This window comes from Streptomyces sp. B3I8, from assembly GCF_030816915.1.
GTDB lineage: Bacteria > Actinomycetota > Actinomycetes > Streptomycetales > Streptomycetaceae > Streptomyces.
Map to the genome: position 1 here is coordinate 5,356,654 of NZ_JAUSYN010000002.1, position 26,918 is coordinate 5,383,571.

Genomic DNA, 26,918 nt, shown 5'->3' on the forward strand with positions numbered 1-26,918 from the left:
CCAGCAAAGCGCCCATTTCTTTCCGATAAGGCGTCAATTGCGACGGAGTGAGCGATCACCCTTTCGTGTGCTTTTCACCAAAGCCCTCAAGGCAGTTGAGAACAGCGCCGACAAAGGATCCGTGACTACCCTTGCGCAGACCATGATGACCGCCGCCCGCTCCGCCGACTCCGGCCTGACCGGACCGGGCGAACTCGACCGCTACCCCTTCGCCGAGGCCCCCGCCGTCGAGCGCGTGGGCGCCCCCGTCTGGGAGACACCGGATCCGGAACTGGGCCGGGTGGGCCGCCGTGCCGCCGGCAGCCGGGGCCGCGGACTGCACGGCCAACTCGTCCAGCAGTTGGGTCAGATGATCGTCTCAGGCGACCTGGGCGCCGACCGACCGTTGGTTCCCGAGGAGATCGGCCAGCGGTTCGAGGTCTCCCGCACCGTCGTCCGCGAATCACTTCGCGTTCTGGAGGCGAAGGGCCTGGTCAGCGCCCGGCCGAACGTGGGCACCAGGGTGCGCCCGGTGAGCGACTGGAACCTTCTGGACCCGGACATCATCGAGTGGCGCGCCTTCGGACCCCAGCGGGACGACCAGCGCCGTGAGCTCAGTGAACTGCGCTGGACGATCGAACCGCTCGCCGCCCGGCTCGCGGCCGGCCACGGCCGGGAGGACGTCCAGCAGCGGCTCGGGGACATGGTGGAGATCATGGGTCACGCCATGGCGCAGGGGGACGCGCTGACCTTCGCGCGCGCCGACGCCGAGTTCCACACGCTGCTCATCCAGGTCGCCGGGAACCGCATGCTGGAGCACCTCTCCGGCATCGTCTCCGCCGCCCTGCAGGTCTCCGGCGGCCCGATCGCCGGCTGCGACCGACCGACCGAGGCGTCCCTCACCCACCACGCCCGGATCGTCGACGCCCTCGCCGAGGGGGACGGCGCGGCGGCCGAGGTGGCCATGCGCCAGCTGCTCACGACCCACCCCGAGGGCGAGCGCGTGGTGCCCGCCCCGCGCGAGCACTGACCGCGCTCCGGGAACGCCGCGGGCAGGGCGCGGGACGGTGCGGGGTGCGAGGACCGGGCGAGGCGGCACGGTGACGGGGGTCGTGCCGCCCGGGCCCACTCGGCGCACCGCACGGCCCGACGCGCGACGGCACGGCGTCTCGGGTGCCTCCTGGGGCAGGGCGCGCCCGGTACCTGCCCGGCGTACCGGCGGTCGCGGCACCGCGCAAGACAGTGGCCCCTTGCCGTACCGGTCCGGCCGAACCTGGCGGCAGCGCTGAATCCGATCACAGATGTTCCCTTCTGATCGGATTCAACAACCTTTGAGTGGTTACGCGGTGTGACTCGGGCCACGCGGAATGGGCGTAACGCTCCTCGGAACTGCGCGATGACCTAAGAGGTGACAGCCGAGGAGGGAATACGGACGCCGCACGCGGCGCTGTGCCTCTTCCCGGCGCCCGCCCGCGCCGTCGGCCCATCCCCAAGTCGGCGGTCGTCGGCTCCTGTCCGTCGTGGACGGGGCCGGAAGCCGTTTTCCAACGTTCCGAGAGGTTGTTCGTGTCGGCCAGCACATCCCGTACGCTCCCGCCGGAGATCGTCGAGTCCGTCTCTGTCATGGCGCTCATCGAGCGGGGAAAGGCTGAGGGGCAGATCGCCGGCGACGATGTGCGTCGGGCCTTCGAAGCTGACCAGATTCCGGCCACTCAGTGGAAGAACGTACTGCGCAGCCTCAACCAGATCCTCGAGGAAGAGGGTGTGACGCTGATGGTCAGTGCCGCGGAGCCCAAGCGCACCCGAAAGAGCGTCGCAGCGAAGAGTCCGGCCAAGCGCACCGCCACCAAGACGGTCGCGGCGAAGCCGGTGACCTCGAAGAAGGCGGCCCCCGTCGCCCCCGTCGCTCCGGAGGCGCCCGCCGTCGCTCCGGCCGACGACGAGGCCCCCGCCAAGAAGACGGCGGCCAAGAAGACGACGGCCAAGAAGGCTGTCGCGAAGAAGACCGCGACCAAGAAGACGGCTGCCAAGAAGACGACGTCCAAGAAGGACGACGCCGAGTCGGCCGAGGAAGAGACGCTCGAGGACGCCCCCAAGAGCGCCGACGAGCCCGAGGGCACCGAGAGCGCCGGGTTCGTCCTCTCCGACGAGGACGAGGACGACGCCCCCGCCCAGCAGGTCGCCGCGGCCGGCGCCACCGCCGACCCGGTCAAGGACTACCTCAAGCAGATCGGCAAGGTCCCCCTGCTCAACGCGGAGCAGGAGGTCGAGCTCGCCAAGCGCATCGAGGCCGGTCTGTTCGCCGAGGACAAGCTGGCGAGCGCCGACAAACTGGCGCCCAAGCTCAAGCGCGAACTGGAGATCATCGCCGAGGACGGCCGCCGCGCCAAGAACCACCTCCTGGAGGCCAACCTCCGCCTGGTGGTTTCCCTGGCCAAGCGCTACACCGGCCGCGGCATGCTCTTCCTGGACCTCATCCAGGAGGGCAACCTCGGTCTGATCCGCGCCGTCGAGAAGTTCGACTACACCAAGGGCTACAAGTTCTCCACGTACGCCACGTGGTGGATCCGCCAGGCCATCACTCGCGCGATGGCAGACCAGGCCCGCACCATCCGTATCCCGGTGCACATGGTCGAGGTCATCAACAAGCTCGCGCGCGTCCAGCGCCAGATGCTCCAGGACCTGGGCCGCGAGCCCACCCCGGAGGAGCTGGCCAAGGAACTCGACATGACCCCTGAAAAGGTCATCGAGGTCCAGAAGTACGGCCGCGAGCCCATCTCCCTGCACACCCCGCTCGGCGAGGACGGCGACAGCGAGTTCGGTGACCTCATCGAGGACTCCGAGGCCGTCGTCCCGGCCGACGCCGTGAGCTTCACGCTCCTCCAGGAGCAGCTGCACTCCGTCCTCGACACGCTCTCGGAGCGCGAGGCCGGCGTCGTCTCCATGCGGTTCGGCCTCACCGACGGCCAGCCGAAGACGCTCGACGAGATCGGCAAGGTGTACGGGGTCACCCGTGAGCGCATCCGTCAGATCGAGTCCAAGACGATGTCGAAGCTGCGCCACCCGTCCCGCTCCCAGGTCCTGCGCGACTACCTCGACTGACCGGGGCGCCTCTACGGCGCCCGAGGGCCCGGCTCCTGCTCCAGGAGCCGGGCCCTCGGCCATTGCGCCGCGCCGCCGCTTCCCGGCCCCCGTATCCCGTGTGGACGGACGTCTGCGTGTGCGGGCGAAGAGCCGGTGAATCACTCTGGGTGTTCCACGACCACCTCTGAGTGAGGAGTACGCATGCGCCGTCCCTCTGCCCGGGCGCTGGCTCTCGGGGCCGCAGCGGCCGTGATACCGCTGGCCACACCCGCCGCCGCCACCGCCGACAGCGTCGTCATCGGTGGCCATCCCGTCGACATCTCCCAGAGCCCCTGGACGGTCGCCCTGTCCAGCCGTGACCGGTTCGGGGCAGACAGGTCGGGACATTTCTGCGGAGGGGTCGCGGTCGCCCGTACGGTCGTACTCACCGCGGCCCATTGCCTGGACCGGGACGTCCTGGGCTCACCCCGCGCCGACGACTTCAAGATCATCGCCAACCGTACGGATCTGTTGTCCGCTCAGGGCGAGGAGGTCGCCGTGCGCAGCGTGTGGGTCAATCCGCGCTACGACAGCGACACCAACGCCGGCGACTTCGGGCTGCTCACCCTCGCGTCGCCGCTGCCCGAGAACTCGGTCATCAGGATGGCGGGCGCCGAGGATCCCGCGTACGCGCCGGGCGAGCAGGCGACGGTGTACGGCTGGGGGGACACCACGGGGGCCGGTGCCTACCCGCGTGACCTGAGGGCTGCCTCCGTGCACGTCCTGTCCGACGAGGCCTGCGGGGCGGCGTATCCGAGCAGCCGGAGCGGCACCTACCTGGCCGGTTCGATGCTGTGCGCCGGGGAGGCGAGTGGGGGCCGTGACGCCTGCCAGGGGGACAGCGGAGGCCCGCTGGTGGCGCGGGGGCGCCTGATCGGCCTGGTGTCCTGGGGGAGCGGCTGTGGGCAGCCGGGGAGCCCGGGGGTCTACACGCGCGTCACGGACGTCGTACGGACGCTCGGTGCCGGACGTTGAGCATCGAACGCACGGCGGCGCCTGGGCACGGAGCGCCACGGGTATGCGAACGGGCGGCCGCCCCATTGGCCGGGGCGGCCGCCCGTTTCGCCGGCCTGATGCCGGCACTCGCTCGTCGTTGACGCGAAGTGTCAGCGCTCCTCTTCGGCAGGGGACGCCGGAACGGACGTCAGGCGCTGCGTCTCGTCCTGTATCTCAGCGGCGATCTTCTTGAGTTCCGGCTCGAACTTGCGACCGTGGTGGGCGCAGAAGAGCAGTTCTCCGCCGCTCAGGAGGACCACGCGTACGTAGGCCTGGGCGCCGCAACGGTCGCAGCGGTCGGCCGCCGTCAGCGGGGTCGCGGGGGTCAGAACAGTAGTCACGTCGCCTCTTCTCTAGCTCGACGAGCTGTCGTACCAGGGTCAACATCCAACCAGGCCGAAAACGTTCCCGCTCGCGGCGCTTTCCTCGGAAAAATCTCTCCGGGGCCGGCTGTCTGCTGCCGGTTGGCGGCGAATGTGCCGTAGTGCGTATCTCTGTGTCGTACGGTTTCGCGCTGTCAGGGGGTGTCTGGGGCTGTCTGTCAGGGGGATCGGTCCTCCCGGCCGGCTTGCCGGTGTTCATGAGGACGTGCCCGGAGCCTAAATGGTTCATGCCCCGATGGGAACGTGATATGTACTTCACTCCATCGAGGGATCGAACGCCCGTGCGAGTCTGAACTAGTGTGGGTTTCGGGGGAGGGTGGCGTGACAACGGCTCTACCTGGGCTCGGTACGCTCGGACCCGCGACGAAGCCGCGCCCTTACCCTCAAGGGCCTCATCCGAAATTCAGCGAGGAGCGAACCGCGTGACCGCCGAGACGTCCGTGCCGTCCACAGCGCTTCTGACCGGAGCAGACCGGGACGGTTCCAACTACACCGCGCGGCACCTGCTCGTCCTCGAGGGCCTCGAGGCCGTACGCAAGCGCCCGGGCATGTACATCGGGTCCACCGACAGCCGCGGTCTGATGCACTGCCTGTGGGAGATCATCGACAACTCCGTCGACGAGGCCCTGGGGGGCCACTGCGACCACATCGAGGTCGTCCTGCACGACGACGGCTCGGTCGAGGTCCGCGACAACGGCCGGGGCATCCCGGTCGACGTGGAACCCAAGACCGGCCTCTCCGGCGTCGAGGTCGTGATGACCAAGCTGCACGCGGGCGGCAAGTTCGGCGGCGGCTCCTACGCGGCCTCCGGCGGCCTGCACGGTGTGGGCGCCTCCGTGGTCAACGCCCTGTCCGCCCGGCTCGACGTCGAGGTCGACCGGAACGGCCACACCCACGCCGTCAGCTTCCGGCGCGGTGTGCCCGGTGCCTTCACCGGAGCGGGACCGGACGCGAAGTTCGAGGCCGGCGGGGGGTTGCGTAAGACGAAGAAGATCCCCAAGTCCCGCCTGGGCACGCGGGTGCGCTACTGGGCCGACCGCCAGATCTTCCTCAAGGACGCGAAGCTCTCCCTGGAGAACCTGCACCAGCGCGCCCGGCAGACCGCGTTCCTCGTCCCCGGACTGACCATCGTCGTACGCGACGAGTACGGGCTCGGTGACGGCGGCAGCAAGGGCGAGGAGTCGTTCCGTTTCGACGGCGGCATCAGTGAGTTCTGCGAGTTCCTGGCCACCGACAGGCCGGTCTGCGACGTCCTCCGCTTCACCGGGCAGGGCACCTTCAAGGAGACCGTCCCGGTCCTCGACGACGACGGGCAGATGACCCCCACCGACGTCGTGCGCGAGCTGGGCGTCGACGTGGCACTGCGCTGGGGCACCGGCTACGACAGCGCGGTCAGGTCCTTCGTCAACATCATCGCCACGCCCAAGGGCGGCACCCATGTCGCCGGCTTCGAGCAGGCCGTCGCCCGTACCTTCAACGAGGTCCTGCGCGCCAAGAAGCTGCTGCGTGTCGCCGAGGACGACATCGCCAAGGACGACGCGCTGGAGGGACTCACCGCGGTCGTCACCGTCCGGCTGGCCGAGCCCCAGTTCGAGGGGCAGACCAAGGAGGTCCTCGGCACGTCCGCGGCCCGCCGCATCGTGGCCAACGTCGTCTCCAAGGAACTCAAGGCGTTCCTGACCTCCACGAAGCGGGACGCCGCCGCGCAGGCCCGTGTCGTCATGGAGAAGGCCGTCGCCGCCGCGCGGACGCGGATCGCCGCGCGCCAGCACAAGGACGCGCAGCGCCGCAAGACGGCCCTCGAGTCCTCGTCCCTGCCGGCCAAGCTGGCCGACTGCCGCAGCGACGACGTCGACCGCAGCGAACTGTTCATCGTCGAGGGCGACTCCGCGCTCGGTACGGCCAAGCTGGCCCGTAATTCCGAGTTCCAGGCGCTGCTGCCGATCCGCGGCAAGATCCTCAACGTGCAGAAGTCGTCCGTCACCGACATGCTGAAGAACGCCGAGTGCGGGGCGATCATCCAGGTCATAGGGGCGGGATCGGGGCGGACCTTCGACATCGACACGGCGCGCTACGGCAAGATCATCATGATGACCGATGCCGATGTGGACGGCTCGCACATTCGTACGCTGCTGCTCACGCTGTTCCACCGGTACATGCGGCCCATGGTCGAGGCGGGCCGGGTGTTCGCGGCGGTGCCGCCGCTGCACCGCATCGAGCTGGTCCAGCCGAAGAAGGGCCAGGACAAGTACGTGTACACGTACTCGGACCGCGAACTGCGGGACCGGTTGCTGGAGTTCCAGAGCAAGAACATCCGATACAAGGACTCCATCCAGCGGTACAAGGGTCTCGGCGAGATGGACGCCGATCAGCTGGCCGAGACGACGATGGATCCGCGGCACCGGACCCTGCGGCGGATCAACCTCACCGACCTGGAGGCCGCGGAGACGGTCTTCGACCTGCTGATGGGCAACGACGTGGCACCGCGCAAGGAGTTCATCTCCAGTTCGGCGGCCACGTTGGACCGGTCGCGCATCGACGCGTGAGTGCCGCCCGGTGCCCGGTGGTTAGTTTCTGGTCGATGGGCCGGCGGGCCGGGGGCGGGTCCGCGCGCCCGCGGCGGGCGGTGGCGTCTCCACCCGTGGGTGGAGTCGAGCGCGGGTGAGGATCCACCCGCGCTCCACCCCTGCTCCGATCCGCCCGTCCGTGCTTCTCCGTAGCGTCGTAGGCGTGAACGGCACCTGCCGTTCCGTCCGCTTCTCTCGTTCACGGAGGCCGGGATGTCCGGTGACGTCGATGTTCTGCTGATCGCCGCCGCTGTGGTGCTGGTGGTCGTCCGCCAGTTCCGTACGCGTCGTGTGGACACGGACCGGCGCTGGTGGATCGTGCCGGTCGTCCTCGCCGTACTCGCGGTGCGCCAGCCGGGACTCGTCGACGCGCACCACCGTGTGGGATCCGTCGTGCTGCTCGTGGCCGAACTGCTCATCGGTCTGGCCGTCGGGGCCGGCTGGGCCTGGACCTCGCGGATATGGGCGGAGCCGGACGGCGGTGTGTGGAGCAGGAGCACCAAGGCCGGGGTGGTCGTGTGGGGCGTCGGCATAGCCCTGCGGGCCGGGCTCTTCGGGGTCGGGGCCGCGTTGGGCGTCCACCAGGACAGCTCGGCCCTGGTGCTGGCGCTGGCGGCGACTCTGCTGGTCCGTTCGGGAATCCTGGTCTGGAGGGCACAGGCGTCGCTGCCGGAGGGCGGTCGTGCCGCGGTGGTCGGTGGGGCCGTGGGCCGGCCCGCACGGAAGGAGCCCGTGTGACGGACAACGCGTGGACGCGGTGGCCCTCCCGGGAAGCGCTCGGCAGGACGGGGGCGTCCCGGCCCCGGCGAGCGTTCAGTTGGACGGTACGGGTGTCGGTTCTGGCCATGCTGTTGTGGGGCGCGCTGCGGGACGCCTCGGTGGGGGGCTGGGCACTCGGCGCGGCGGTGGCGGGCACGATCGCGGCGGCCGTGGCCGTCTGGGCGCTGTACCGCACGACCTTCGCGCACCGGCTGGTGCCGTCGCTGGCGCTCCTCGCGCTCCTCCTGGCCGCGGGGGTCGCGGCCCGGGCCACCGGGCTGACCGTGCCGGCTCTGGTGATCTGGTGCGGCTGTGCCGTGACGGCGCTGGAGCGGCTTCCCCTCGTCGCGGCCCTGCCTGTCGGCTCGCTCGCGCTGTCGGGGTATGCGGTGGTCAACGACGACGCACGGCTGACCACCGTCGCGACGACCGCAGGGCTCGCGCTCGCCGGGTATGTGCTGAGGCTGGACGCCGAGGCGCGGGGCCAGGCGCAGCGGCTGCTCGCGCAGGAGCGGGCGGCGCGGGTGGCGGAGGCGGAGTCGGCGGCGCTGGCGGAACGGGCCCGGATAGCGCGGGAGATCCACGACGTGCTGGCGCACAGTCTCTCGGCGCAGCTGGTGCACCTGGAGGCGGCCCGGTTGCTGATCGAGAGGGGGGCCGAGCGCGAGCGCATACTCGAGCGGGTCGTGGCGGCCCGGGGGATGGCCAGGGAAGGGCTGGCCGAGACGCGGCAGGCACTGTCCGCGCTGCGGGGCGAGGTGTCCCCGGTGGAGGAGTTCCTGGCCGAGCTCGTCACTCTGGAGGACGGGGCCGACATCACCGTCCTGGGGGAACGTCGCCCGCTGCCGGCCGAGGCGTCGCAGGCGGTGCGCAGGGTCGCCCAGGAAGCGTTGACCAACGTCCGCAAACACGCCCCGGGCGCCAGGGTGCACCTCAGGCTGGAGTACGCGCGGCGGCACGTGACGCTGGACGTGCGCGACACCGGGGGTCCGTCGGGTGAACTGAGCGGTACGGGCGGCGGGTACGGTCTGCTGGGCATGCGGGAACGGGCCGAGTTGCTGGGCGGTTCGCTGGAGGCCGGGCCGGGCGAGGAGGGGTTCGTGGTGACGTTGAAGGTGCCGGTATGACGTCGGAGGAGGACGGGAAGCCGGTGCGGGTCGTCGTCGCGGACGACCAGACGGTGGTGCGCGAGGGCATCGTGATGCTGCTCGGACTGCTGCCGGGATTGGACGTCGTGGGCGCGGCCGGTGACGGGGAGGAGGCCGTGCGGCTCGTCGGGGAACTGGCACCTGACGTGGTGCTGATGGACCTGCGCATGCCCCGCTGCGACGGGGTGGAGGCGACGCGGCGCGTCCGGGCCGAGTACCCGGGCACCCAGGTCGTCGTGCTGACCACGTTCGGGGACGACGAGTCACTGTTCCCGGCGCTCAGGGCGGGTGCGCGGGGCTATCTGACCAAGGACGCGGGGGGCGACGAGATCGTGCGGGCGGTGCGCAACGTGGTCTCCGGACAGGCCGGCCTCGCCCCGAGCATCCAGCGCCGACTGCTGGAGCGGCTGGACCGGCCCGAGACGGTCGTGACGTCCCCCGAGGAGGCACCGGACGGGCTCACCGTGCGGGAGGCGGAGGTCCTGGTGCTGATCGCGGAGGGGCTCAGCAACCAGGAGATCGCCCGGCGGCTGCACGTCTCCACCGCCACGGTGAAGACCCACATCAACAACATGTTCGCCAAGACGGGGCTCAAGGGCCGTGCGCAGGCGGTGCGTTACGCCTTCCGGAAGGGATTGGTGAGACCTGTCGAATGAATCACCTGATGGGGTGAAGACCTGAGGGAAGAAGAGTCGGGGAACCTCCTGGTCTGTCCATCCTTGGGCTATGCAGTCACGCAATGACCGTTCCCCTGTCGTCGGGGGTACCGCCGAGGACCTCCCGGAGAACCACGCACCCCGTGATCCGGTTCCCCCGGGCGGGGGGCGCGAGCCGGCCGCCGGATACGACGATCCCTGGTACGACGCGCTCGCCGCCGGCTGGGGCGAGGCGGACGGTGCGGGCCTTACCGCGCGGGCGGTTCCGGCGCCTCGGCGGGAGTGTGAGCGGGGGGTGGCCGAGGTCTATCTGGAAGTACGGTCCAGCGCCGCCTTCCAGGAGGTGCGCCGTCGGTACCGCAGGTTCGTGATCCCGGGGGCGGTCGTCTTCCTCACCTGGTACGTGGGCTATGTCGTGGCCGCGACGTCCGCGCCGGGACTGATGGCGCGGCCGGTGGCGGGCGCGGTGAACGTGGCGATGCTGGCGGGGCTCGGGCAGTTCCTCAGCACGTTCCTGCTCACCTGGGCCTACGCGCGGCACGCCCGGCTGCGCCGGGACCGAGCGGCCCTGGATCTGCGCTGGAGCACACAGGAGTTGACGCGGAGCAGTGGGGGTGGGCGGCGGTGACGGGGCATCACCAGTCGCTGTCTCTGGCGCTGTTCAGCGGATTCGTGGCGGTGACGCTGGCCATCACCACATGGGTGAGCCGCAACCGGCACGGCTCGGCCGAGGAGTTCTACGCGGGCGGGCGGCTGTTCTCACCGATGGAGAACGGTTTCGCCCTCTCGGGCGACTACCTCTCCGCCGCCTCCTTCCTCGGCGTCACCGGGCTCATCGCGCTGTTCGGGTACGACGGACTGCTGTACGTGGTGGGCTTCCTCGTCGCCTGGCTCGTGGTGCTGTTCTTCGTCGCCGAACTGGTGCGCAACTGCGGACGGTTCACGCTGGCCGACGTCGTGGCGGCGCGCATGCGGGAGCGGCCGGTGCGCATCGCCGCGGGCACCTCGTCGGTGACGGTCTCGGTGCTGTATCTCGTGGCGCAGATGGTGGGGGCGGGCAGCCTGGTGGCGCTGCTGCTCGGCGGCACCGGCGAGGCGGCGCGGTCCTGGACGGTGATCGGGGTCGGCGCGCTCATGGTGGTCTACGTGTCGTTCGGCGGCATGCGGGCCACCACATGGATCCAGATCGTCAAGTCGGTGCTGATGCTCGGCGGGACGGTCGTGCTGACGGTGTTGGTGCTGGTCAGGTTCCACGGGAACGTCGACGACCTGCTGCGCACCGCCATGGACCGCAGCGGGCACGGGGCGGCCTTCCTCGCGCCAGGGCTGAAGTACGGCGGCGGCTGGACCGCGCGGGCGGACCTCGTCAGCCTGGGGCTGGCGCTGGTCCTGGGCACGGCGGGCCTGCCGCACATCCTGTCGCGCTTCTTCACCGTGCCGACGGCCCGGGCCGCACGCCGCTCGGTGGTGTGGTCGGTGGGGCTGATCGGCGGCTTCTACCTGATGACGATCGTGCTCGGCTTCGGGGCCGCGGCACTGGTCGGGCCCGAGGCACTGCGAAAGTCCGACGCCTCCGGCAACACCGCTGTGCCCCTGCTCGCGCTCGACCTGGGCGGCGGCCCCGACACCACCGGTGGGACGGTGCTGTTCGCGGTGGTCGCCGCCGTCGCCTTCGCCACGATCCTCGCGGTGGTCGCCGGCATCACCCTGGCCTCGTCGGCCTCCGTGGCCCACGACCTTTACGCGGCCCTGCGCCGGACCGGGGGACGGCAGCGCGGGGAGGTCGGCGTGGCGCGGGTCGCGGCGGTCGGCGTCGGCGTCGTCGCGATCGCGCTCGGACTGCTCGCGCGCGACCTCAACGTGGCCTTCCTGGTGGGACTCGCCTTCGCGGTCTCCGCCTCCGCGAACCTGCCGGTGCTGATGTACACGCTGTTCTGGCGCGGCTTCACCACGCGTGGCGCGGTCTGGGCGGTCTACGGCGGCCTGATTCCCGCGCTGCTCCTGGTGCTGTTGTCCCCGGTGGTCTCCGGCAGTCCCGACTCGCTGTTCCCCGGCGTCGACCTTCAGTACTTCCCGCTGCGCAATCCCGGGATCGTCTCCATCCCGCTCGGCTTCCTGGCCGGCTGGCTGGGCACGGTCGTCTCGGCGGAACCCCCGGACGAGGCCAGGCACGCCGAGACCGAGGTCCGCTCGCTCACCGGCGCCGGCGCGGTGTGAACCGACCGGGAGCCGCGACCGCGGGGCGCCGGTCGGCCCCCGGGTCGTCGCTCCGGCGCCCCCGGCCGGCACCCGCCCGGGCCCGCCGCGACGCCCGAGCTCCGCCCGTCACGGCGCCACCCACGCGTACCGGTGCTCCGGGCGCCCGGTGTCGCCGTACTTCAGGGACAGGCTGAGCCGGCCCGCCTGCTCCAGGTGGCGCAGATAGCGCTGGGCGGTGGAGCGGCTCAGGCCCGTCTCGGCGGCCACCTCGTGGGCCGACAGAGGGTGCCCGGCACGGTGCAGCACCGCGCAGATGAGGTCGGTGGTCGGCTCCGAGTGGCCGCTGGGCAGCCCCGGGGCGGACGGCGCGGGCCCCGTCCGCAGCGCGCCGAAGATCCGGTCCACCTGCTCCTGTCCCGCCGGGCCGTGGCCGCCGACCCGCTCCACCGTGCGGCGCAGGGCGGCGTACGACTCGAGGCGGCCCCGCAGCGCGGCGAAGGTGAACGGTTTCACCAGGTAGTGCAGCGCGCCGAGCCGCATGGCCGCCCGCACGGTGGCCACATCACTGGCCGCCGTGATCATGATGACATCGCTGCCATGGCCGTGTTCGCGCATGCTGTGCACCACTTCCAGCCCCGTACGGTCGGGCAGGTAGTGGTCGAGCAGCACCAGGTCGACGGAGGAACGCGCCACGGCGGCCAGCGCCTGCGCACCGCTGTGCGCGTGGGCGGACACCCGGAAGCCGGGAACCTTCGCCACGTACTTGGCGTTTATCTCGGCGACACGGAAGTCGTCGTCCACCACCAGGACGTCAATCATCGGGCCTCTCCCTCAAGGCCGACGGGCGCGGTACCCGTTTGTTTTCGGCCTCCTGGTTGTAGCGCGAGCAAAACGAGCACAACAGGCTGTCGCAGGCAAAAGAACGTACAGGTCGCAGAAGACTGCTGTCGTGGCCCTCGTCACACCTACCGTTCCCGGCCATGAGCGCAGACTTCAGCCCCGCCATCGAACTGCGGGGCGCCGGCAAGACCTTCAAGACCCCCTCGGGGGGTCTGCACACCGCCGTCCGGGGGCTCGACCTCACCATCGGGCAGGGCGAGTTCGTGGCCGTCGTCGGCCCCACCGGCTGCGGCAAGTCGACCACGCTGACCCTCGTCAGCGGCCTGGAGGAGCCCACCGAGGGCGAGGTCCTCGTTTCCGGCCGGCCGGTGCGGGGAGTCGGCGACAAGGTCGGCTTCGTCTTCCAGCAGGACGCCACCTTCCCCTGGCGCACGGTCCTGTCCAACGTCATGGCGGGCCCCCGCTTCCGCGGCGTGCCCAAGGCGGAGGCGCGCGAGAAGGCGCGCGCCTGGCTGGACCGGGTCGGCCTCGGAGCCTTCGAGGACCGCTACCCGCACCAGCTCTCCGGCGGCCAGCGCAAGCGCGTCGCGCTCGCCGCGACCTTCGTCAACGACCCCGAGATCCTGCTCATGGACGAGCCGTTCTCCGCGCTCGACGTGCAGACCAGGGCGCTGATGTCGGACGAGCTGCTGGAGCTGTGGAGCGGCACCCGGGCCTCCGTCGTCTTCGTCACCCACGACCTGGAGGAGTCCATCGCCCTGGCCGACAAGGTCGTCGTCATGACGGCCGGCCCCGCCACCGTGAAGCGGGTCTACGACATCGACCTGCCACGGCCCCGCAAGGTCGAGGAGGTACGTCTGCAACCCCGGTTCGTCGAGATCTACCGCGAGATCTGGGAGTCCCTCGGCGAAGAGGTCCGCATCACCCGTGAGAGGGGTGTCGCCGATGTCGCCTGAAGTCCTCCCCGAGACCGCGGTCGCCGTGACGGCGGCCGAGAAGACCGGCGCCGACCGTTCCCCGGCCCGCGCCCGTGCCGCGCGCCGGCGCAGACTGGTGGTCAACGCCGCCCGCGCCCTGGTTCTCGTCCTCGTGCTCGGCCTGTGGGAGCTGCTCTCCCGCACCGAGGTCATAGATCCGTTCAACTTCTCGATGCCGTCGAAGATCTGGGACCAGATCTGGACCTGGATCACCCACGGCACGGCGCTCGGCTCGCTCGGCGAGCAGATCTGGTACACGCTCCAGGAGGCGCTGCTCGGCTGGGTGTTCGGCGTCGTCGCCGGTGTCGTCCTCGGTATCGCCCTGGGCCGGATCGCCTTCCTCGCCGACATCCTCGGCCCCTACATCAAGATCCTCAACTCGATCCCCAGGATCGTCCTCGCGCCGATCTTCGTCATCTGGTTCGGGCTCGGGCCCGCGTCCAAGATCGCCTCGGCCGTGGTCCTCGTCTTCTTCCCCGTCTTCTTCAACGCCTTCCAGGGCGCCCGCGAGGTCGACCGCAACCTGGTCTCCAACGCCCGCATCCTCGGGGCGAGCGACCGCCGGGTGACCTTCCAGGTCGTCATCCCGTCGGCCACCTCATGGATCTTCACCAGCCTCCACGTCAGCTTCGGCTTCGCCCTCATCGGCGCGATCGTCGGCGAGTACATCGGCGCCACCAAGGGCATCGGCCTGCTCGTCGCGCAGTCCCAGGGCACGTTCAACGCGGCCGGTGTGTACGCCGCCATGGTGATCCTGGCCGCGGTCGCCCTCGTCGCCGAGGGGCTGCTCACCTTCGCCGAGCGCCGCATCTTCCGCTGGAAGCCGTCCGAGAGCGGCCGCTGACCGGACCGAGGCACCCCGCCACGCCCCGGCCGCCCGGCCCACGGCGCCCCCGCCGCTCCTGGCCTCCCGGCTCACGACGCCCCGCCCCCCGACCGGCCTCTCCGCTCCACCCCACGAAGGACGTGAACCACCATGCGCAAGAACAGCACCGCCAGACACGCCGCCCTCGCCGCCGCCGCCCTGCTCGCCCTCACCTCGCTCACCGCCTGCGCCGACGACGCCTCCAGCACGGCCGCCTCCGGCTCCGGCGGCAAGGGTGACGGCAAGGGCGTGAAGGTCAAGATCATGGTCGGTGGCCTGGACAAGGTCATCTACATGCCCGCGATACTCACCCAGCGGCTCGGCTACTTCGACGCCGAGGGCCTCGACGTCGAACTGCTGAGCGAGCCGGCCGGTGTGCAGGCCGAGACCGCGCTCGTCTCGGGACAGGTGCAGGGCGCCGTCGGCTTCTACGACCACACCCTCGACCTGCAGACCAAGGGCAAGCATGTGGAGTCCGTCGTGCAGTTCTCCCAGGCGCCCGGCGAGGTCGAGGTCGTCTCCAAGAAGCACGCCGACGACATCACCTCGCCCAAGGACTTCAAGGGCCGCAAGCTGGGCATCACCGGCCTCGGCTCCTCGACGGACTTCCTCAGCAAGTACCTCGCGGTCAAGAACGGCGTGAAGGTGAGCGACTTCAGCCCCGTGGCCGTCGGCGCGGGCCCCACGTTCATCTCCGCCCTCCAGAAGGGGTCGATCGACGCCGGGATGACCACGGACCCGACCGTGGCGCAGATCCTGAGCAAGGACATCGGCAAGGTGCTCATCGACATGCGCACCCCGCAGGGCTCCCAGGAGGCGCTCGGCGGCCCGTACCCGTCGTCGAGCCTCTACATGCAGACCGAGTGGGTCGACAGCCACAAGGACACCGTCCAGAAGCTGGCCGACGCCTTCGTGAAGACCTTGAAGTGGATGTCCACGCACAGCGCCGCGCAGATCGCGGACAAGATGCCCGCCGACTACTCCCAGGGCGACAAGAAGCTCTACACGGACGCGATCGACAGCACGCTGCCGATGTTCACCAAGGACGGCGTGATGCCCGCGGACGGTCCGGCCACCGTGGAGCGGGTCCTCAAGGCGTTCAACCCCAACATCAAGAACGCGAAGATCGACCTGAGCAAGACATACACCACGGAGTTCGTGAAGAAGGCCACCGGCTGACCGATCGGCTGAGCGGTCATCGAGGGGGCTCCCGCAGCAGGGAGCCCCCAGGTGCGCGCTGCGGGCGCACCGGGTCGCCGACGCCGACGGCCGGACCGGTGGCCGGGCCCCGTGACGGCTCCTCGGCGAGCGCCTCGGGCAGGACGACCGTGAACTCCGCGCCACCGCCGTCCGCCTCGCCCACGCGCACGCTCCCGCCCTGCCGGTCGGCCAGGCGGTGCACCAGGGAGAGCCCGATCCCGCGCTTGCCGTGGGCCGGCGGCTGCTTGGTGGACCAGCCGTCGGTGAAGATCAGCTCCCGCCGGTCCGCCGGGATGCCCGGACCCGTGTCGCGCACCCGCAGCACCGCCGTCCGCCCCTCGGCGCGCAGTTCGACCTCCACGCGCGCGTGCGCTGTCCCGCCGACGGCGTCCAGGGCGTTGTCCACCAGGTTGCCGAGAACGGTGACCAGCCCCCTGGGGTCGATCAGCCGGTCCGGCAGCAGGGTCCGGTCCGAGACCCACAGGGCCACCCCGCGCTCGGCCGCGACGGTCGACTTGCCGACCAGCAGCGCCGCGAGGAGCGGGTCGTGGACCTTCTCGGTCACCTGCTCCGCCGTGACCCGGTGGTCCCCGACGACTTCTCCGATGAACTCCACCGCGTCCTCGTACATCTCCAGTTCGAGCAGTCCCAGGAGGGTGTGCATCCGGTTGGCGTGCTCGTGGTCCTGGGCGCGCAGGGCGTCGATGAGGCCGCGCGTGGAGTCCAGTTCGCGCCCGATCCGCTCCAGCTCGGTGCGGTCGCGCAGGGTGGCGACGGCGCCGCCGTCGTCGGTGGGCATGCGGTTGGCGACCAGCACCCGGGGCCCGCGCACCGTCAGCAGATCGGTGCCGGTGACCCGTCCGGCCAGCACGTCCGTGGTGCGTCCGGAGCCGAGCGCCTCGTCGAGGGGGCGGCCGACAGCCTCCTCGCCGATGCCGAGCAGCCGCCGCGCCTCGTCGTTGAGCAGCCGGACGCGTCCGGTGCGATCCAGGGCGACGACGCCTTCCTTGATGCCGTGCAGCATCGCCTCGCGTTCCGACAGCAGGGCGGAGATGTCGGAGAACGCCAGGTCACGAGTCTGCCGTTGGACCCGCCGGGAGATCAGGTACGCCGCCAGCGCGCCGATCGCCAGAGCCGCGCCGGCGTACGCGAACAGTCCGGGTATCGCGTGCACGAGCTTGGCGCGGACGCTGTTGTACTCGATGCCCACCGAGACGGCGCCGATGATCCTCCCGTCGCTGTCCCGCAGGGGCACCTTGCCGCGGGCCGAGCGGCCCAGCGTGCCGCGGTCGATCCCCATGACCTCCTCGCCCGCCAGGGCCCTGCTGGGATCGGTCGACACGACCCCGCCGATCCGTGCGGGGTCCGTGTGCGACCAGCGCACCCCGCGCAGGTTCATCACCACCACGTACTCCGCCCCGCTGGCCCGGCGGATGCGTTCCGCCTCCCGCTGGACCGGCCCGTCGGGCGTCGGCCGGGAGGTGCGGAAGTCCTCGGCGATCTGCGGCTGGGCGGCGGTGGTCTGGGCGATCGCGAGGGCGCGGCGCATCGCCTGGGCGTCGAGCTGCTGCCCGAGCGGGGCGAGGAACAGCCCGGTCGCGAGGACGGCGACGCCCGCGGCGATCGTCACCTGCATCAGCAGGACCTGCGAGAACATGCGCCGTGGCAGGCCGAGGCGCAGCCGGCGAACGGGAGTGCGGGGGCTCATGGGTACGACGGTACGAGGCGCGAGCGCCGTGGCCCAGGGAGTGAGGCGGGGAAACGTGCGCCGCCCAGGGAGTGAGGCGGGGGAAGCGTGTGCCGTGGCTGTGTCAGTGCCGACCGGTTCCCGAGGTCGTCGCCGGGTGCAGTTCGCGTACGGCCTCGACGTCCATCCGCGCCGGGGAGCCGAGGACCGAGCCGCAGCTCTCCGGCCGGGGCGGCGAGGAGGCGCCCTGTACCACCGTGACGCGCCAGAGCCGGCCGTCCGCGTGGGCGACGGTGACCTCCCAGTGGGGTGCCGCGCCCTCGGTACGGGTCACGGTGAGCGCGTCCGCCGCGTGGATGCCGGTGTGCGCGCGGACGGCGAGCTCGGCGGCCTGCGCGGGCCGCTCCCAGGCCGAGCCGCCGCGGCACCCCTCCAGCACGATCCGCCCCTCGCGCACACCCCGGAGCGCGTCGCGGACCAGCGGCGCCGAGGCGCGCCCGTACGCGTAGCCGTACGGAAGCACGAGCACGGTGGGGGCGAAGCGGTGCCCGCCCAGGTGGGTGACCTCCCAGGTGCCCGGCACACCGGCGGCGGCCAGTTCGGTGGCGAGGGGCCGGCCGAGGAGGGCGCAGCAGCGGTCGCGCTTGCCGTTGGTGCACACAAGGGCCAGCGGGTCACCGGTGTGCGGGCGGCCCGCCAGGGCGCTGTCGAAGGTGTGCGGGTGGCCCGCGCCGAGCGCCGCGAAGTCGAGGTCGAGCAGGTGGGCGGGGTCGGTGACGGTGGCGCCGTGCAGCCAGGTGCGGCCGGGGACGGTGTGGGCCGCGTACACCTGCCGCACGGCGGGCGCGCCCGTCTCGTCGGCGCCGGCCGGTGGACCCGGGTCCGGGTCGGCGTGGCGGCCGGGGCGGCGGATCAGGGCGACGCGCACGCCCGTGTCCTTCGCGGCGGCCTCCAGAGCGCGGCCGAGCCCCTGGTCCAGTTGGCTCGAGGTGAGGGCCTTGACGCCCCAGGGGCCGGGCTGTTCGAGGAGCAGCCAGGTCCGCGCGGTGGCGGAGGTGCCGGCGAGGGGCTCGTCCAGGGCCTGGGACGCGGTGGTGCACGTACTCACAGAGGTGAGCCTAACCTGAGTTCACCGTGCGTGCCGTGTGGGGTCGGGGGCGGCCGGGGCCGCGCCTCTTCGCCCCCGGGTTGTCCCGCCCATGAGCTCGGGGTTCGGGTGGTCGTTGAGTGCGGAGGCGTCCTGGGTGGTTGCGCGCGCCCACGCGGCGGAGCCGCATGTCGACACAGCCCCCGCGCCCTTATGGGGCGCCCGGTTCCGGTGGGGCGCCCCCTGCCCCGCTCACGCGTCCGGGATCTGGGCCTTCGCGCGCAGCAGCGTGTCGCGCGTGATGACCACGATGCGTTCGTAGTCCGCGCGGGACGCGTCCGGGGGCAGTTCGGCGTCGAGTTGCGCTGTTGCCTCGGTGCCGATGACGGCGAAGTTCCCGTCAGTCAGCTCGAAGATGTCGGGGCAGCTCTGGCCGGTCGCGCTGCCGCGCTCCCGGGGCGAGGCGCCGATTCGACGCACGATCTTCAAGTCCGTTCCTAGCCTGGTGAGGGGGCGGGCCGCCCACGGATGCCCGGGACGCCTGCGGCACGGAGGCCGCATAGAAAGAGCAGCTCGCAGCAGGTTTGACCCCGGCAAGCTGCGGGTAGAATAGCGCCCCTCGATGCACGCGTCTCCACGCGGACGCCTGAGGTTGACGAGAAGCAACCCACGTCACTCGGACGGCGGTTCACCCACCACCCACCACTCCTCGTGCTCCCCGTCGTCCTGTTCGGCGACCAGCGACTCCATGTCGCGCACCAGGGCGTCCATCATCCTGCCGAGCCGCGCCTCCTCCGACCACGCGGGCAGGCTGTCGCGGTGCCTGCGCGTCGCCTGCCAGTACTCCCGGAAGACCGCGTTGCGGCACATCATCCGGACGTGGCCGTAGAGCTCGGCCAGGCTCAGCGCCCCGATGCGGTGGAAGTACAGCGCGTTGACGTACAGGGCGTTGGCGAACAGGTACTGGCGCTGCCGTTCCGGCGGGACCTCGTCGTCGTAGGTGTCCAGGACGGCGGCGAGCGCGGGGTCGTCCATGGCCTTGCACAGCAGGTCGAAGTGGAGCCGGTGCTGTTCCACGAGCGCCGCACGCCGTCGTTTCCGCCCGTACCGGCCCGTGACGGCGCGGCCGGCCGAGGCCAGCCTTTCTCTGGTCGCGGATCGGAACCTCCGTATCGGCGAGGTCTGTGCGGTCATATGAGCAACCCCCGTTTTCAGGCGGCCGTGCGCCGGCCGTCGGATGCGGGAGGGCTGACGGGGACCGGCGAGCGGTGGGCGACGCTTGCCGTCTCCAGGGTGCATAGAGGCACTGATCGGCGGGGAGGCGGAAACAAGGCGCACGGGGGGAAGCGAGGGTCGCACGGACCGGCGCCGAGCGGAACGTCTGCCCTGCGCGCGCCGCGGACCACCGTGCGCCCCGGGGCGTGCCGAGGGGCTCGTATCCTGGTGCGGCAGCGCAGTTCTCGCGCGTCTCCCGGAGCGTTCCGGGCCGCGCATCGGCACGGAGGGGTCGCACGGTGGACCACAGCCCGGTGAAGCGGAGCCGGAGTCGGCGGCAGGTACCGGTCGTGATCCTCGCCGGGTTCCTCGGCTCCGGCAAGACCACACTGCTCAACCACCTTCTGCACCACAGCGGGGGCAGCCGCATCGGCGCCGTCGTCAACGACTTCGGCGCCGTCGAGATCGACGCCATGGCCGTGGCCGGGGCGCTCGGCGACTCCACCGTCTCGCTCGGCAACGGCTGCCTGTGCTGCGCCGTCGACGCCGGTGAACTCGACGTCTACCTGGCGCGGCTGACCCGCCCCTCGGTCGGCGTCGACGTGATCGTGATCGAGGCCAGCGGGCTCGCCGAGCCGCAGGAACTGGTCAGGATGGTGCTCGCCGGGGAGAATTCCGACGTCGTCTACGGCGGACTCGTCGAGGTGGTCGACGCCGCCGAGTTCGACGCCACACGTGTCCGGCACCCCGAGCTCGACCGGCACCTCGCCCTCGCCGACCTGGTCGTCGTCAACAAGCTCGACCGGGCCGCCGACGGGACGCGGGTGCTGGAGACCGTGCGGTCGCTCACCGACCGGGCCGCCGTGGTCCCCGCGTCGTACGGGCGCGTCGGCCCGGAGTTCCTCTTCGACTGCCGGCCCTCCGAGGAGCGGATCGGGCAGCTCTCCTTCGACGACCTCCCCAGGGAGGACGACGACCACGCCACGCATCTCCACTCCGGCTACGACAGCCTGTCGTTCGTCTCCGAGGTGCCGCTCGACCCGCGTCGGCTGCTGGCCTTCCTCGACAGCCGGCCCGAGGGCTTGTACCGCATCAAGGGGTACGTCGACTTCGGCGCCCACGACCGCCGCAACCGCTATGCCGTGCACGCTGTCGGACGGTTCCTGCGCTTCACCCCGGAACCCTGGCCGGAACCCTGGCCAGACTCCGGGCCGGAGTCCGGGACGGGGACCGGGGCACGGCTGACCCGGCTCGTGCTGATCGGCACCGGCCTCGACGCCCCCGCACTGCGCAAAGAGTTGCAGGCGTGCGAGGACGGCTCCGCACACGTCGACGAGCACGCCCTGTGGGGCGTCCTGCGCTACGTGCCCGACCCGGAGGACGCCCCGGACATCCCGAACGGCCCGGAAGCTCGGGACCCGGACGCCCGGGACCCGGACGCGGCCCCGGGCCCCGTGTAGTCAGCCTGTCGCTGTCGGGCCGGTCAGGCCGGTCCCGCCACCACCGCCACCGTCTTCGCCAGGGACACGCCCGAGCCGTCGCGGCGCGGGTCGATCTCCGGCAGCTCGGCCGGTGCGCCGTTCTTCTGGGCCGCCCGCGCCGGGACCGGGCCCGCCCAGGCGAAGGACAGGCAGTCCTCGCCCTTCAGGAACCGCTGACAGCGCACCCCGCCCGTCGCCCGCCCCTTGCGCGGGTACTGGTCGAACGGCGTGGCCTTGGCCGTCGTCTGCACGGAGTCGTCGAGCGTGCCGCGTGAGCCGGCGACCGTGAAGACCACCGCGTCGACGGCAGGGTCCACCGCCGTGAACGAGATGACCTTGGCGCCCTGCGTGAGCTTGATGCCCGCCACGCCGCCGGCCGGGCGGCCCTGCGGGCGCACCTGGGATGCCTGGTAGCGCAGGAGCTGGGCGTCGTCCGTGATGAAGACCAGATCCTCCTCGCCCGTACGCAGCTCGGCCCCGCCGACGATCCGGTCGCCCTCCTTGAGGGTGATGACCTCCAGCTCCTCCTTGCTGGAGGGGTAGTCGGGCACCACCCGCTTGACGACACCCTGTTCGGTGCCGAGGGCCAGACCGGGGGAGGACTCGTCGAGCGTCGTCAGGCACACCACCGTCTCGTCCGCGTCCAGGGAGACGAACTCGGCCAGCGGGGCGCCGCCCGACAGGTTGGGCGTGCCGGTCTGCTCCGGCAGCTGCGGCAGATCGACCACGTTGACCCGCAGCAGCCGGCCGGCCGAGGTGACCACGCCGACCTCGCCGCGGGCCGTCGCCGGGACCGCGGAGACGATCAGGTCGTGCTTGACGCGCCGGCCCGTGCCGTCGTCCTCGAACGGGTTCGCGTCCGCCGTCCGCGCCAGCAGCCCTGTCGAGGACAGCAGCACCCGGCACGGGTCGTCCGCCACCTGCAGCGGCACGGCGGCCGGCGCCCCCGAGGACTCCAGCAGGACCGTCCGCCGGTCGGTGCCGAACTTCTTCGACACGGCGGCCAGTTCGGTGGAGACCAGCTTGCGCAGCTCCGCGTCGGAGTCCAGGATCCGGGTCAGCTCCTCGATCTCGGCGTTGAGCCGCTCCTTCTCCGACTCCAGCTCGATCCGGTCGAACCTGGTCAGCCGGCGCAGCGGCGTGTCCAGGATGTACTGGGTCTGCACGTCCGACAGCCCGAACCGCTCGATCAGGCGCTCCTTGGCCTGCGCGGAGTTCTCGCTGGAGCGGATCAGGCGGATCACTTCGTCGATGTCGATCAGGGCGGTGAGCAGGCCCTCGACCAGGTGGAGGCGGTCGCGCCGCTTGCCGCGCCGGAACTCGCTGCGCCGCCGCACCACGTTGAACCGGTGGTCGAGGTAGACCTCCAGCAGTTCCTTGAGCCCCAGTGTCAGCGGCTGACCGTCGACGAGGGCCACGTTGTTGACGCCGAAGGACTCCTCCATGGCGGTCAGCTTGTAGAGCTGTTCCAGGACCGCCTCCGGCACGAAGCCGTTCTTGATCTCGATGACCAGGCGCAGGCCGTGCTCGCGGTCGGTGAGGTCCTTGACGTCGGCGATGCCCTGGATCTTCTTGGCGCCGACCAGGTCCTTGATCTTCGAGATGACCTTCTCCGGGCCGACCGCGAACGGCAGTTCGGTGACGACGAGGCCCTTGCGGCGGGCCGTCACGGTCTCGATCTCCACCGTGGCGCGGATCTTGAAGGTGCCGCGGCCCGTCGCGTACGCGTCCCTGATGCCGGACAGCCCGACGATCCGGCCGCCGGTCGGCAGGTCAGGACCCGGGACGTACTTCATCAGGGCGTCCAGGTCCGCGCTCGGATACCGGATCAGATGCCGGGCGGCGGCGATCACTTCGCGCAGGTTGTGCGGCGGCATGTTCGTCGCCATGCCGACGGCGATCCCGGACGCGCCGTTGACCAGCAGGTTCGGGAAGGCGGCGGGGAGCGCCACCGGTTCCTGCTCCTGGCCGTCGTAGTTCGGCCCGAAGTCGACGGTGTCCTCCTCGATGGACTCCGTCATCAGGCTCGTCGCCTCGGCCATCCGGGACTCGGTGTACCGCATGGCGGCCGGCGGGTCGTCGTTGCCCAGCGAGCCGAAGTTGCCGTGGCCGTCGACCAGCGGGACGCGCATCGAGAACGGCTGCGCCATGCGGACCAGGGCGTCGTAGATCGACGCGTCGCCGTGCGGGTGCAGCTTGCCCATGACTTCCCCGACGACACGGGCGCACTTGACGTAGCCGCGGTCGGGGCGCAGCCCCATCTCGTTCATCTGGTAGACGATGCGGCGGTGCACCGGCTTGAGGCCGTCCCGGGCGTCGGGGAGGGCGCGGGAATAGATGACCGAGTACGCGTACTCGAGGAAGGAGCCCTGCATCTCGTCGACGACGTCGATGTCGAGGATCCGCTCCTCGTACGAGTCGTCGGGCGGCGGGGTCTTGGTGCTGCGGCGGGCCATCGCTGCCGGCTCCTTGCGTGGGCGTGGGCGGGTTCTGTGCGGACCATTGTGGACCGGGGGACCGACAACGTGTCGCGGGACCCGGTCCGGAGGGCCGAAGGCCCGCCCCGGGGTGTCCGCTTCGGCCCGGGGCGCCGTGCTCCCCGGAGGGATCCCGCCCCCACCGCCCCTGCCCTTCCCGTCCCCGGGAGCCGCGTCCCCGGACCCCCGGGGCGCGTGGTCCGCCGACCGCCGGTGGGGGCTTGTCGCGCGGTTCCCCGCGCCCCTTGGGAGGGCGCATACAGTGGCAGGATTGGCAGGAACTCCGCGGTTGGTCACAGCCGCTTCTCGTAGGTGAAGGGACGTACATGCCCATGGGTCACACGGCCACCGCCGAGGCAGGCTCCGGCGGCCTGACAGCGACCGAGCACCGTTTGGCCAACGGTCTGCGCGTGGTGCTCTCCGAGGACCACCTGACCCCGGTCGCGGCGGTGTGCCTCTGGTACGACGTCGGCTCGCGACACGAGGTCGAGGGGCGCACCGGACTGGCCCACCTCTTCGAGCACCTGATGTTCCAGGGCTCCGGCCAGGTGAAGGGCAACGGCCACTTCGAACTGGTGCAGGGCGCCGGCGGCTCCCTCAACGGCACCACGAGCTTCGAACGCACCAACTACTTCGAGACCATGCCCGCCCACCAGTTGGAGCTCGCCCTCTGGCTGGAGGCCGACCGCATGGGCTCCCTGCTGGCCGCCCTGGACGAGGAGTCCATGGAGAACCAGCGCGACGTCGTCAAGAACGAGCGCCGCCAGCGCTACGACAACGTCCCCTACGGCACCGCGTTCGAGAAGCTGACCGCGCTCGCCTACCCCGAGGGCCACCCCTACCACCACACCCCGATCGGCTCCATGGCGGACCTGGACGCGGCCACTCTGGAGGACGCCCGCGCGTTCTTCCGGACGTACTACGCGCCGAACAACGCCGTCCTGTCGATCGTCGGCGACATCGATCCGGAGCAGACGCTCGCCTGGGTCGAGAAGTACTTCGGCTCCATCGCCTCGCACGACGGCAAGCCCGCCCCGCGCGACGGTTCGCTGCCCGACGTCATCGGGGAGCAGCTCCGCGAGGTCGTCGAGGAGGAGGTCCCCGCGCGTGCGCTGATGGCCGCCTACCGCCTCCCGGAGGACGGCACGCGCGCGGCGGACGCCGCCGACCTGGCCCTGACCGTGCTCGGCGGCGGCGAGTCCTCCCGGCTCTACAACCGCCTGGTCCGCCGCGACCGCACCGCCGTCGCCGCCGGCTTCGGTCTGCTCCGGCTGGCCGGGGCGCCCTCGCTGGGCTGGCTGGACGTGAAGACCTCCGGCGACGTCGAGGTGCCCGTCATCGAGGCGGCCGTCGACGAGGAGCTCGCCCGGTTCGCCGAGGAGGGCCCGACGGCCGAGGAGATGGAGCGCGCCCAGGCGCAGCTGGAGCGCGAGTGGCTGGACCGGCTCGGCACGGTCGCCGGCCGCGCCGACGAACTGTGCCGGTACGCCGTCCTGTTCGGCGACCCGCAGCTCGCCCTGACCGCCGTCCGGCGCGTTCTGGAGGTCACCCCCGAGGAGGTCCGCGACATCGCCCGGGCCCGGCTGCGGCCCGACAACCGCGCGGTGCTCGTCTACGAGCCGGTCGCGCCGACGGACTCCGAGGAGCCCGAAGGCACAGAAGCCGCCGAAGTCACCGACGAGAACGAGGAGTCGGCGAAGTGACCGAGCTCGCGACCATGGAATTCCACCCGCAGCCCTCGGCCGGCGAGGCCAAGCCCTGGGCGTTCCCCGCGCCCGAACGCGGCACCCTGGACAACGGCCTGACGCTGCTGCGCTGCCACCGCCCGGGCCAGCAGGTCGTCGCCGTCGAGGTGCTCCTCGACGCGCCCCTGGAGGCCGAGCCGCAAGGGCAGGAGGGCGTCGCCACCCTCATGGCGCGCGCCTTCTCCGAGGGCACCGACAAGCACTCCGCCGAGGACTTCGCCGCCGAGCTGGAGCGCTGCGGCGCCACTCTCGACGCGCACGCCGACCACCCCGGCGTACGGCTCTCCCTGGAGGTGCCCGTCTCGCGGCTCGCCAAGGCGCTCGGTCTGCTCGCCGACGCGCTGCGCGCCCCCGCGTTCGACGACGGCGAGATCGAGCGCCTGGTGCGCAACCGGCTCGACGAGATCCCGCACGAGACCGCCAACCCGGCCCGGCGCGCCGCGAAGGAGCTGTCCCGGCAGCTCTTCCCTGCGGACTCCCGCATGTCCCGGCCCCGTCAGGGCACCGAGGAGAGCGTCGCGGCCATCGACTCCGCCGCCGTACGCGCCTTCTACGAGCGGCACGTACGGCCCGCCACGGCCACCGCGGTCGTCGTCGGCGACCTCACCGGCGTCGACCTGGACGCGCTCCTCGCGGACACGCTCGGCGCGTGGACCGGGGCGCCCGGACAGCCGCGCCCGGTGCCCTCGGTGACGGCCGACGACACCGGCCGCGTGATCGTCGTGGACCGCCCCGGAGCCGTCCAGACGCAGCTCCTCATCGGCCGCGTCGGGGCCGACCGGCACGACCGGGTGTGGCCCGCCCAGGTGCTCGGCACGTACTGCCTCGGCGGCACCCTCACCTCGCGGCTGGACCGTGTGCTGCGCGAGGAGAAGGGCTACACCTACGGAGTGCGCGCGTTCGCCCAGGTGTTGCGCTCCGCACCCGACGGAAGCGGTGCCGCGATGCTCGCCATCAGCGGCTCCGTCGACACGCCGAACACCGGTCCCGCGCTCGACGACCTGTGGAAGGTGCTGCGCACCCTCGCCGCCGAGGGCCTGACCGACGCCGAGCGCGATGTCGCCGTGCAGAACCTGGTGGGCGTCGCCCCGCTGAAGTTCGAGACCGCGGCCGCCGTCGCGAGCTCGCTCGCCGACCAGGTGGAGCAGCACCTGCCCGACGACTACCAGGCGACGCTCTATCAGCAGCTCGCCGCCACCGGCACGGTGGAGGCGACGGCCGCCGTCGTCAACGCCTTCCCGCCCGACCGCCTGGTGACGGTCCTGGTGGGCGACGCCGCGCGGATCGCGGAGCCCGTACGGGCGCTGGGCATCGGCGAGGTCACCGTGGTGGCCGCCGAGTAGCCCGCGCCGCGCGTGAGGTGGGGGAGGCCCCGGTGACGTGTCATGTCACCGGGGCCTCCGTTCACCCGCAGGTGCCCACCCGCGGGCTCGAATTCGTCCGTATTGCCATGGGAGATGGCGCTTCGCACGTGTGGGATACGCAACAAAAACGTGACCTCGTTTGCCCGCTGAAACGGCGTCCGCTTAGCGTC

Annotated in this window: 22 protein-coding genes; 15 read left to right on the forward strand and 7 right to left on the reverse strand. The window is 71.4% G+C overall.

Going from position 1 to position 26,918, the window contains the following annotated elements; genetic code table 11:
* The first annotated feature begins 121 nt into the window (after window positions 1–121).
* From QFZ64_RS25940 to QFZ64_RS25950, 3 genes are all read left to right on the forward strand, one after another.
* Entirely contained in the window at window positions 122–1,009 is an 888-nt protein-coding gene (locus tag QFZ64_RS25940; protein ID WP_307069660.1) for a FadR/GntR family transcriptional regulator, read from the forward strand.
* A 536-nt stretch (window positions 1,010–1,545) separates the two neighbouring features.
* The gene (locus tag QFZ64_RS25945) at window positions 1,546–3,081 is read left to right on the forward strand and encodes an RNA polymerase sigma factor (protein ID WP_307069663.1); all 1,536 of its coding nucleotides are present in this window, start codon (window positions 1,546–1,548) and stop codon (window positions 3,079–3,081) included.
* A 183-nt stretch (window positions 3,082–3,264) separates the two neighbouring features.
* Window positions 3,265–4,077 (forward strand): serine protease, encoded by an 813-nt coding sequence (locus QFZ64_RS25950; protein WP_307069665.1) that lies wholly within the window; start codon window positions 3,265–3,267, stop codon window positions 4,075–4,077.
* A gap of 131 nt (window positions 4,078–4,208) precedes the next feature.
* On the opposite strand, the gene QFZ64_RS25955 is transcribed toward QFZ64_RS25950, so the two are convergent.
* Complete coding sequence (locus tag QFZ64_RS25955; protein ID WP_006142614.1) at window positions 4,209–4,439, reverse strand: hypothetical protein; 231 nt, start codon at window positions 4,437–4,439, stop codon at window positions 4,209–4,211.
* Window positions 4,440–4,903: 464 nt separating this feature from the next.
* Here QFZ64_RS25955 and QFZ64_RS25960 point away from each other — a divergent pair, with 464 nt between their 5' ends.
* From QFZ64_RS25960 to QFZ64_RS25985, 6 genes are all read left to right on the forward strand, one after another.
* Window positions 4,904–7,027 (forward strand): type IIA DNA topoisomerase subunit B, encoded by a 2,124-nt coding sequence (locus QFZ64_RS25960; RefSeq protein ID WP_307069667.1) that lies wholly within the window; start codon window positions 4,904–4,906, stop codon window positions 7,025–7,027.
* 234 nt (window positions 7,028–7,261) lie between these two features.
* Entirely contained in the window at window positions 7,262–7,786 is a 525-nt protein-coding gene (locus QFZ64_RS25965) for a DUF1453 domain-containing protein (RefSeq protein ID WP_307069669.1), read from the forward strand.
* Window positions 7,783–8,934, forward strand: a complete 1,152-nt coding sequence (locus QFZ64_RS25970; RefSeq protein ID WP_307069670.1) for a sensor histidine kinase — start codon at window positions 7,783–7,785, stop codon at window positions 8,932–8,934. Before QFZ64_RS25965 ends, QFZ64_RS25970 begins: the two co-directional genes overlap by 4 nt.
* Complete coding sequence (locus tag QFZ64_RS25975) at window positions 8,931–9,611, forward strand: response regulator transcription factor (RefSeq protein ID WP_307069672.1); 681 nt, start codon at window positions 8,931–8,933, stop codon at window positions 9,609–9,611. Before QFZ64_RS25970 ends, QFZ64_RS25975 begins: the two co-directional genes overlap by 4 nt.
* A 70-nt stretch (window positions 9,612–9,681) precedes the next feature.
* Window positions 9,682–10,239, forward strand: coding sequence for a DUF485 domain-containing protein (locus QFZ64_RS25980; RefSeq protein WP_307069675.1), 558 nt, complete (start codon window positions 9,682–9,684; stop codon window positions 10,237–10,239).
* On the forward strand, window positions 10,236–11,828 hold the full coding sequence (locus QFZ64_RS25985) for a cation acetate symporter (RefSeq protein ID WP_307069677.1): 1,593 nt from the start codon (window positions 10,236–10,238) through the stop codon (window positions 11,826–11,828). Before QFZ64_RS25980 ends, QFZ64_RS25985 begins: the two co-directional genes overlap by 4 nt.
* Window positions 11,829–11,936: 108 nt before the next feature.
* Here the strand turns inward: QFZ64_RS25985 and QFZ64_RS25990 are convergent, their stop codons facing one another.
* Window positions 11,937–12,629, reverse strand: coding sequence for a response regulator (locus QFZ64_RS25990; RefSeq protein WP_307069679.1), 693 nt, complete (start codon window positions 12,627–12,629; stop codon window positions 11,937–11,939).
* A 161-nt stretch (window positions 12,630–12,790) separates the two neighbouring features.
* Between QFZ64_RS25990 and QFZ64_RS25995 the strand changes: the two genes are divergently transcribed.
* From QFZ64_RS25995 to QFZ64_RS26005, 3 genes are all read left to right on the forward strand, one after another.
* Window positions 12,791–13,606 (forward strand): ABC transporter ATP-binding protein, encoded by an 816-nt coding sequence (locus QFZ64_RS25995; RefSeq protein ID WP_307069682.1) that lies wholly within the window; start codon window positions 12,791–12,793, stop codon window positions 13,604–13,606.
* Entirely contained in the window at window positions 13,596–14,471 is an 876-nt protein-coding gene (locus tag QFZ64_RS26000; RefSeq protein WP_307069684.1) for an ABC transporter permease, read from the forward strand. The genes QFZ64_RS25995 and QFZ64_RS26000 overlap by 11 nt, the downstream gene beginning before the upstream one ends.
* A gap of 132 nt (window positions 14,472–14,603) precedes the next feature.
* Entirely contained in the window at window positions 14,604–15,671 is a 1,068-nt protein-coding gene (locus QFZ64_RS26005; RefSeq protein ID WP_307069686.1) for an ABC transporter substrate-binding protein, read from the forward strand.
* A gap of 16 nt (window positions 15,672–15,687) precedes the next feature.
* Here the strand turns inward: QFZ64_RS26005 and QFZ64_RS26010 are convergent, their stop codons facing one another.
* The 4 genes from QFZ64_RS26010 to QFZ64_RS35405 form a co-directional block, all read right to left on the reverse strand.
* Window positions 15,688–17,400 carry a sensor histidine kinase gene (locus QFZ64_RS26010; protein WP_307069688.1) on the reverse strand — a complete coding sequence of 571 codons (1,713 nt, stop codon included), beginning with the start codon at window positions 17,398–17,400 and terminating at the stop codon, window positions 15,688–15,690.
* A 103-nt stretch (window positions 17,401–17,503) separates the two neighbouring features.
* Window positions 17,504–18,487, reverse strand: coding sequence for a sucrase ferredoxin (locus tag QFZ64_RS26015; RefSeq protein WP_307069690.1), 984 nt, complete (start codon window positions 18,485–18,487; stop codon window positions 17,504–17,506).
* A gap of 231 nt (window positions 18,488–18,718) precedes the next feature.
* A complete protein-coding gene (locus QFZ64_RS26020) occupies window positions 18,719–18,955 on the reverse strand; it encodes a hypothetical protein (RefSeq protein ID WP_307069692.1) in 237 nt (78 codons plus the stop codon).
* Between the two features lie 183 nt (window positions 18,956–19,138).
* A complete protein-coding gene (locus QFZ64_RS35405) occupies window positions 19,139–19,660 on the reverse strand; it encodes a DUF6082 family protein (RefSeq protein ID WP_307169746.1) in 522 nt (173 codons plus the stop codon).
* 320 nt (window positions 19,661–19,980) lie between these two features.
* Between QFZ64_RS35405 and QFZ64_RS26030 the strand changes: the two genes are divergently transcribed.
* Window positions 19,981–21,141 (forward strand): GTP-binding protein, encoded by a 1,161-nt coding sequence (locus QFZ64_RS26030; RefSeq protein WP_373430666.1) that lies wholly within the window; start codon window positions 19,981–19,983, stop codon window positions 21,139–21,141.
* A gap of 23 nt (window positions 21,142–21,164) precedes the next feature.
* Here QFZ64_RS26030 and QFZ64_RS26035 read toward each other — a convergent pair whose 3' ends face one another.
* Window positions 21,165–23,618, reverse strand: a complete 2,454-nt coding sequence (locus QFZ64_RS26035) for a DNA topoisomerase (ATP-hydrolyzing) subunit A (protein WP_307069694.1) — start codon at window positions 23,616–23,618, stop codon at window positions 21,165–21,167.
* A gap of 347 nt (window positions 23,619–23,965) precedes the next feature.
* Between QFZ64_RS26035 and QFZ64_RS26040 the strand changes: the two genes are divergently transcribed.
* Both QFZ64_RS26040 and QFZ64_RS26045 read left to right on the forward strand, forming a co-directional pair.
* The gene (locus QFZ64_RS26040) at window positions 23,966–25,342 is read left to right on the forward strand and encodes a pitrilysin family protein (RefSeq protein WP_307069695.1); all 1,377 of its coding nucleotides are present in this window, start codon (window positions 23,966–23,968) and stop codon (window positions 25,340–25,342) included.
* A complete protein-coding gene (locus tag QFZ64_RS26045) occupies window positions 25,339–26,727 on the forward strand; it encodes a pitrilysin family protein (RefSeq protein WP_307069697.1) in 1,389 nt (462 codons plus the stop codon). Before QFZ64_RS26040 ends, QFZ64_RS26045 begins: the two co-directional genes overlap by 4 nt.
* Window positions 26,728–26,918 lie beyond the last annotated feature (191 nt).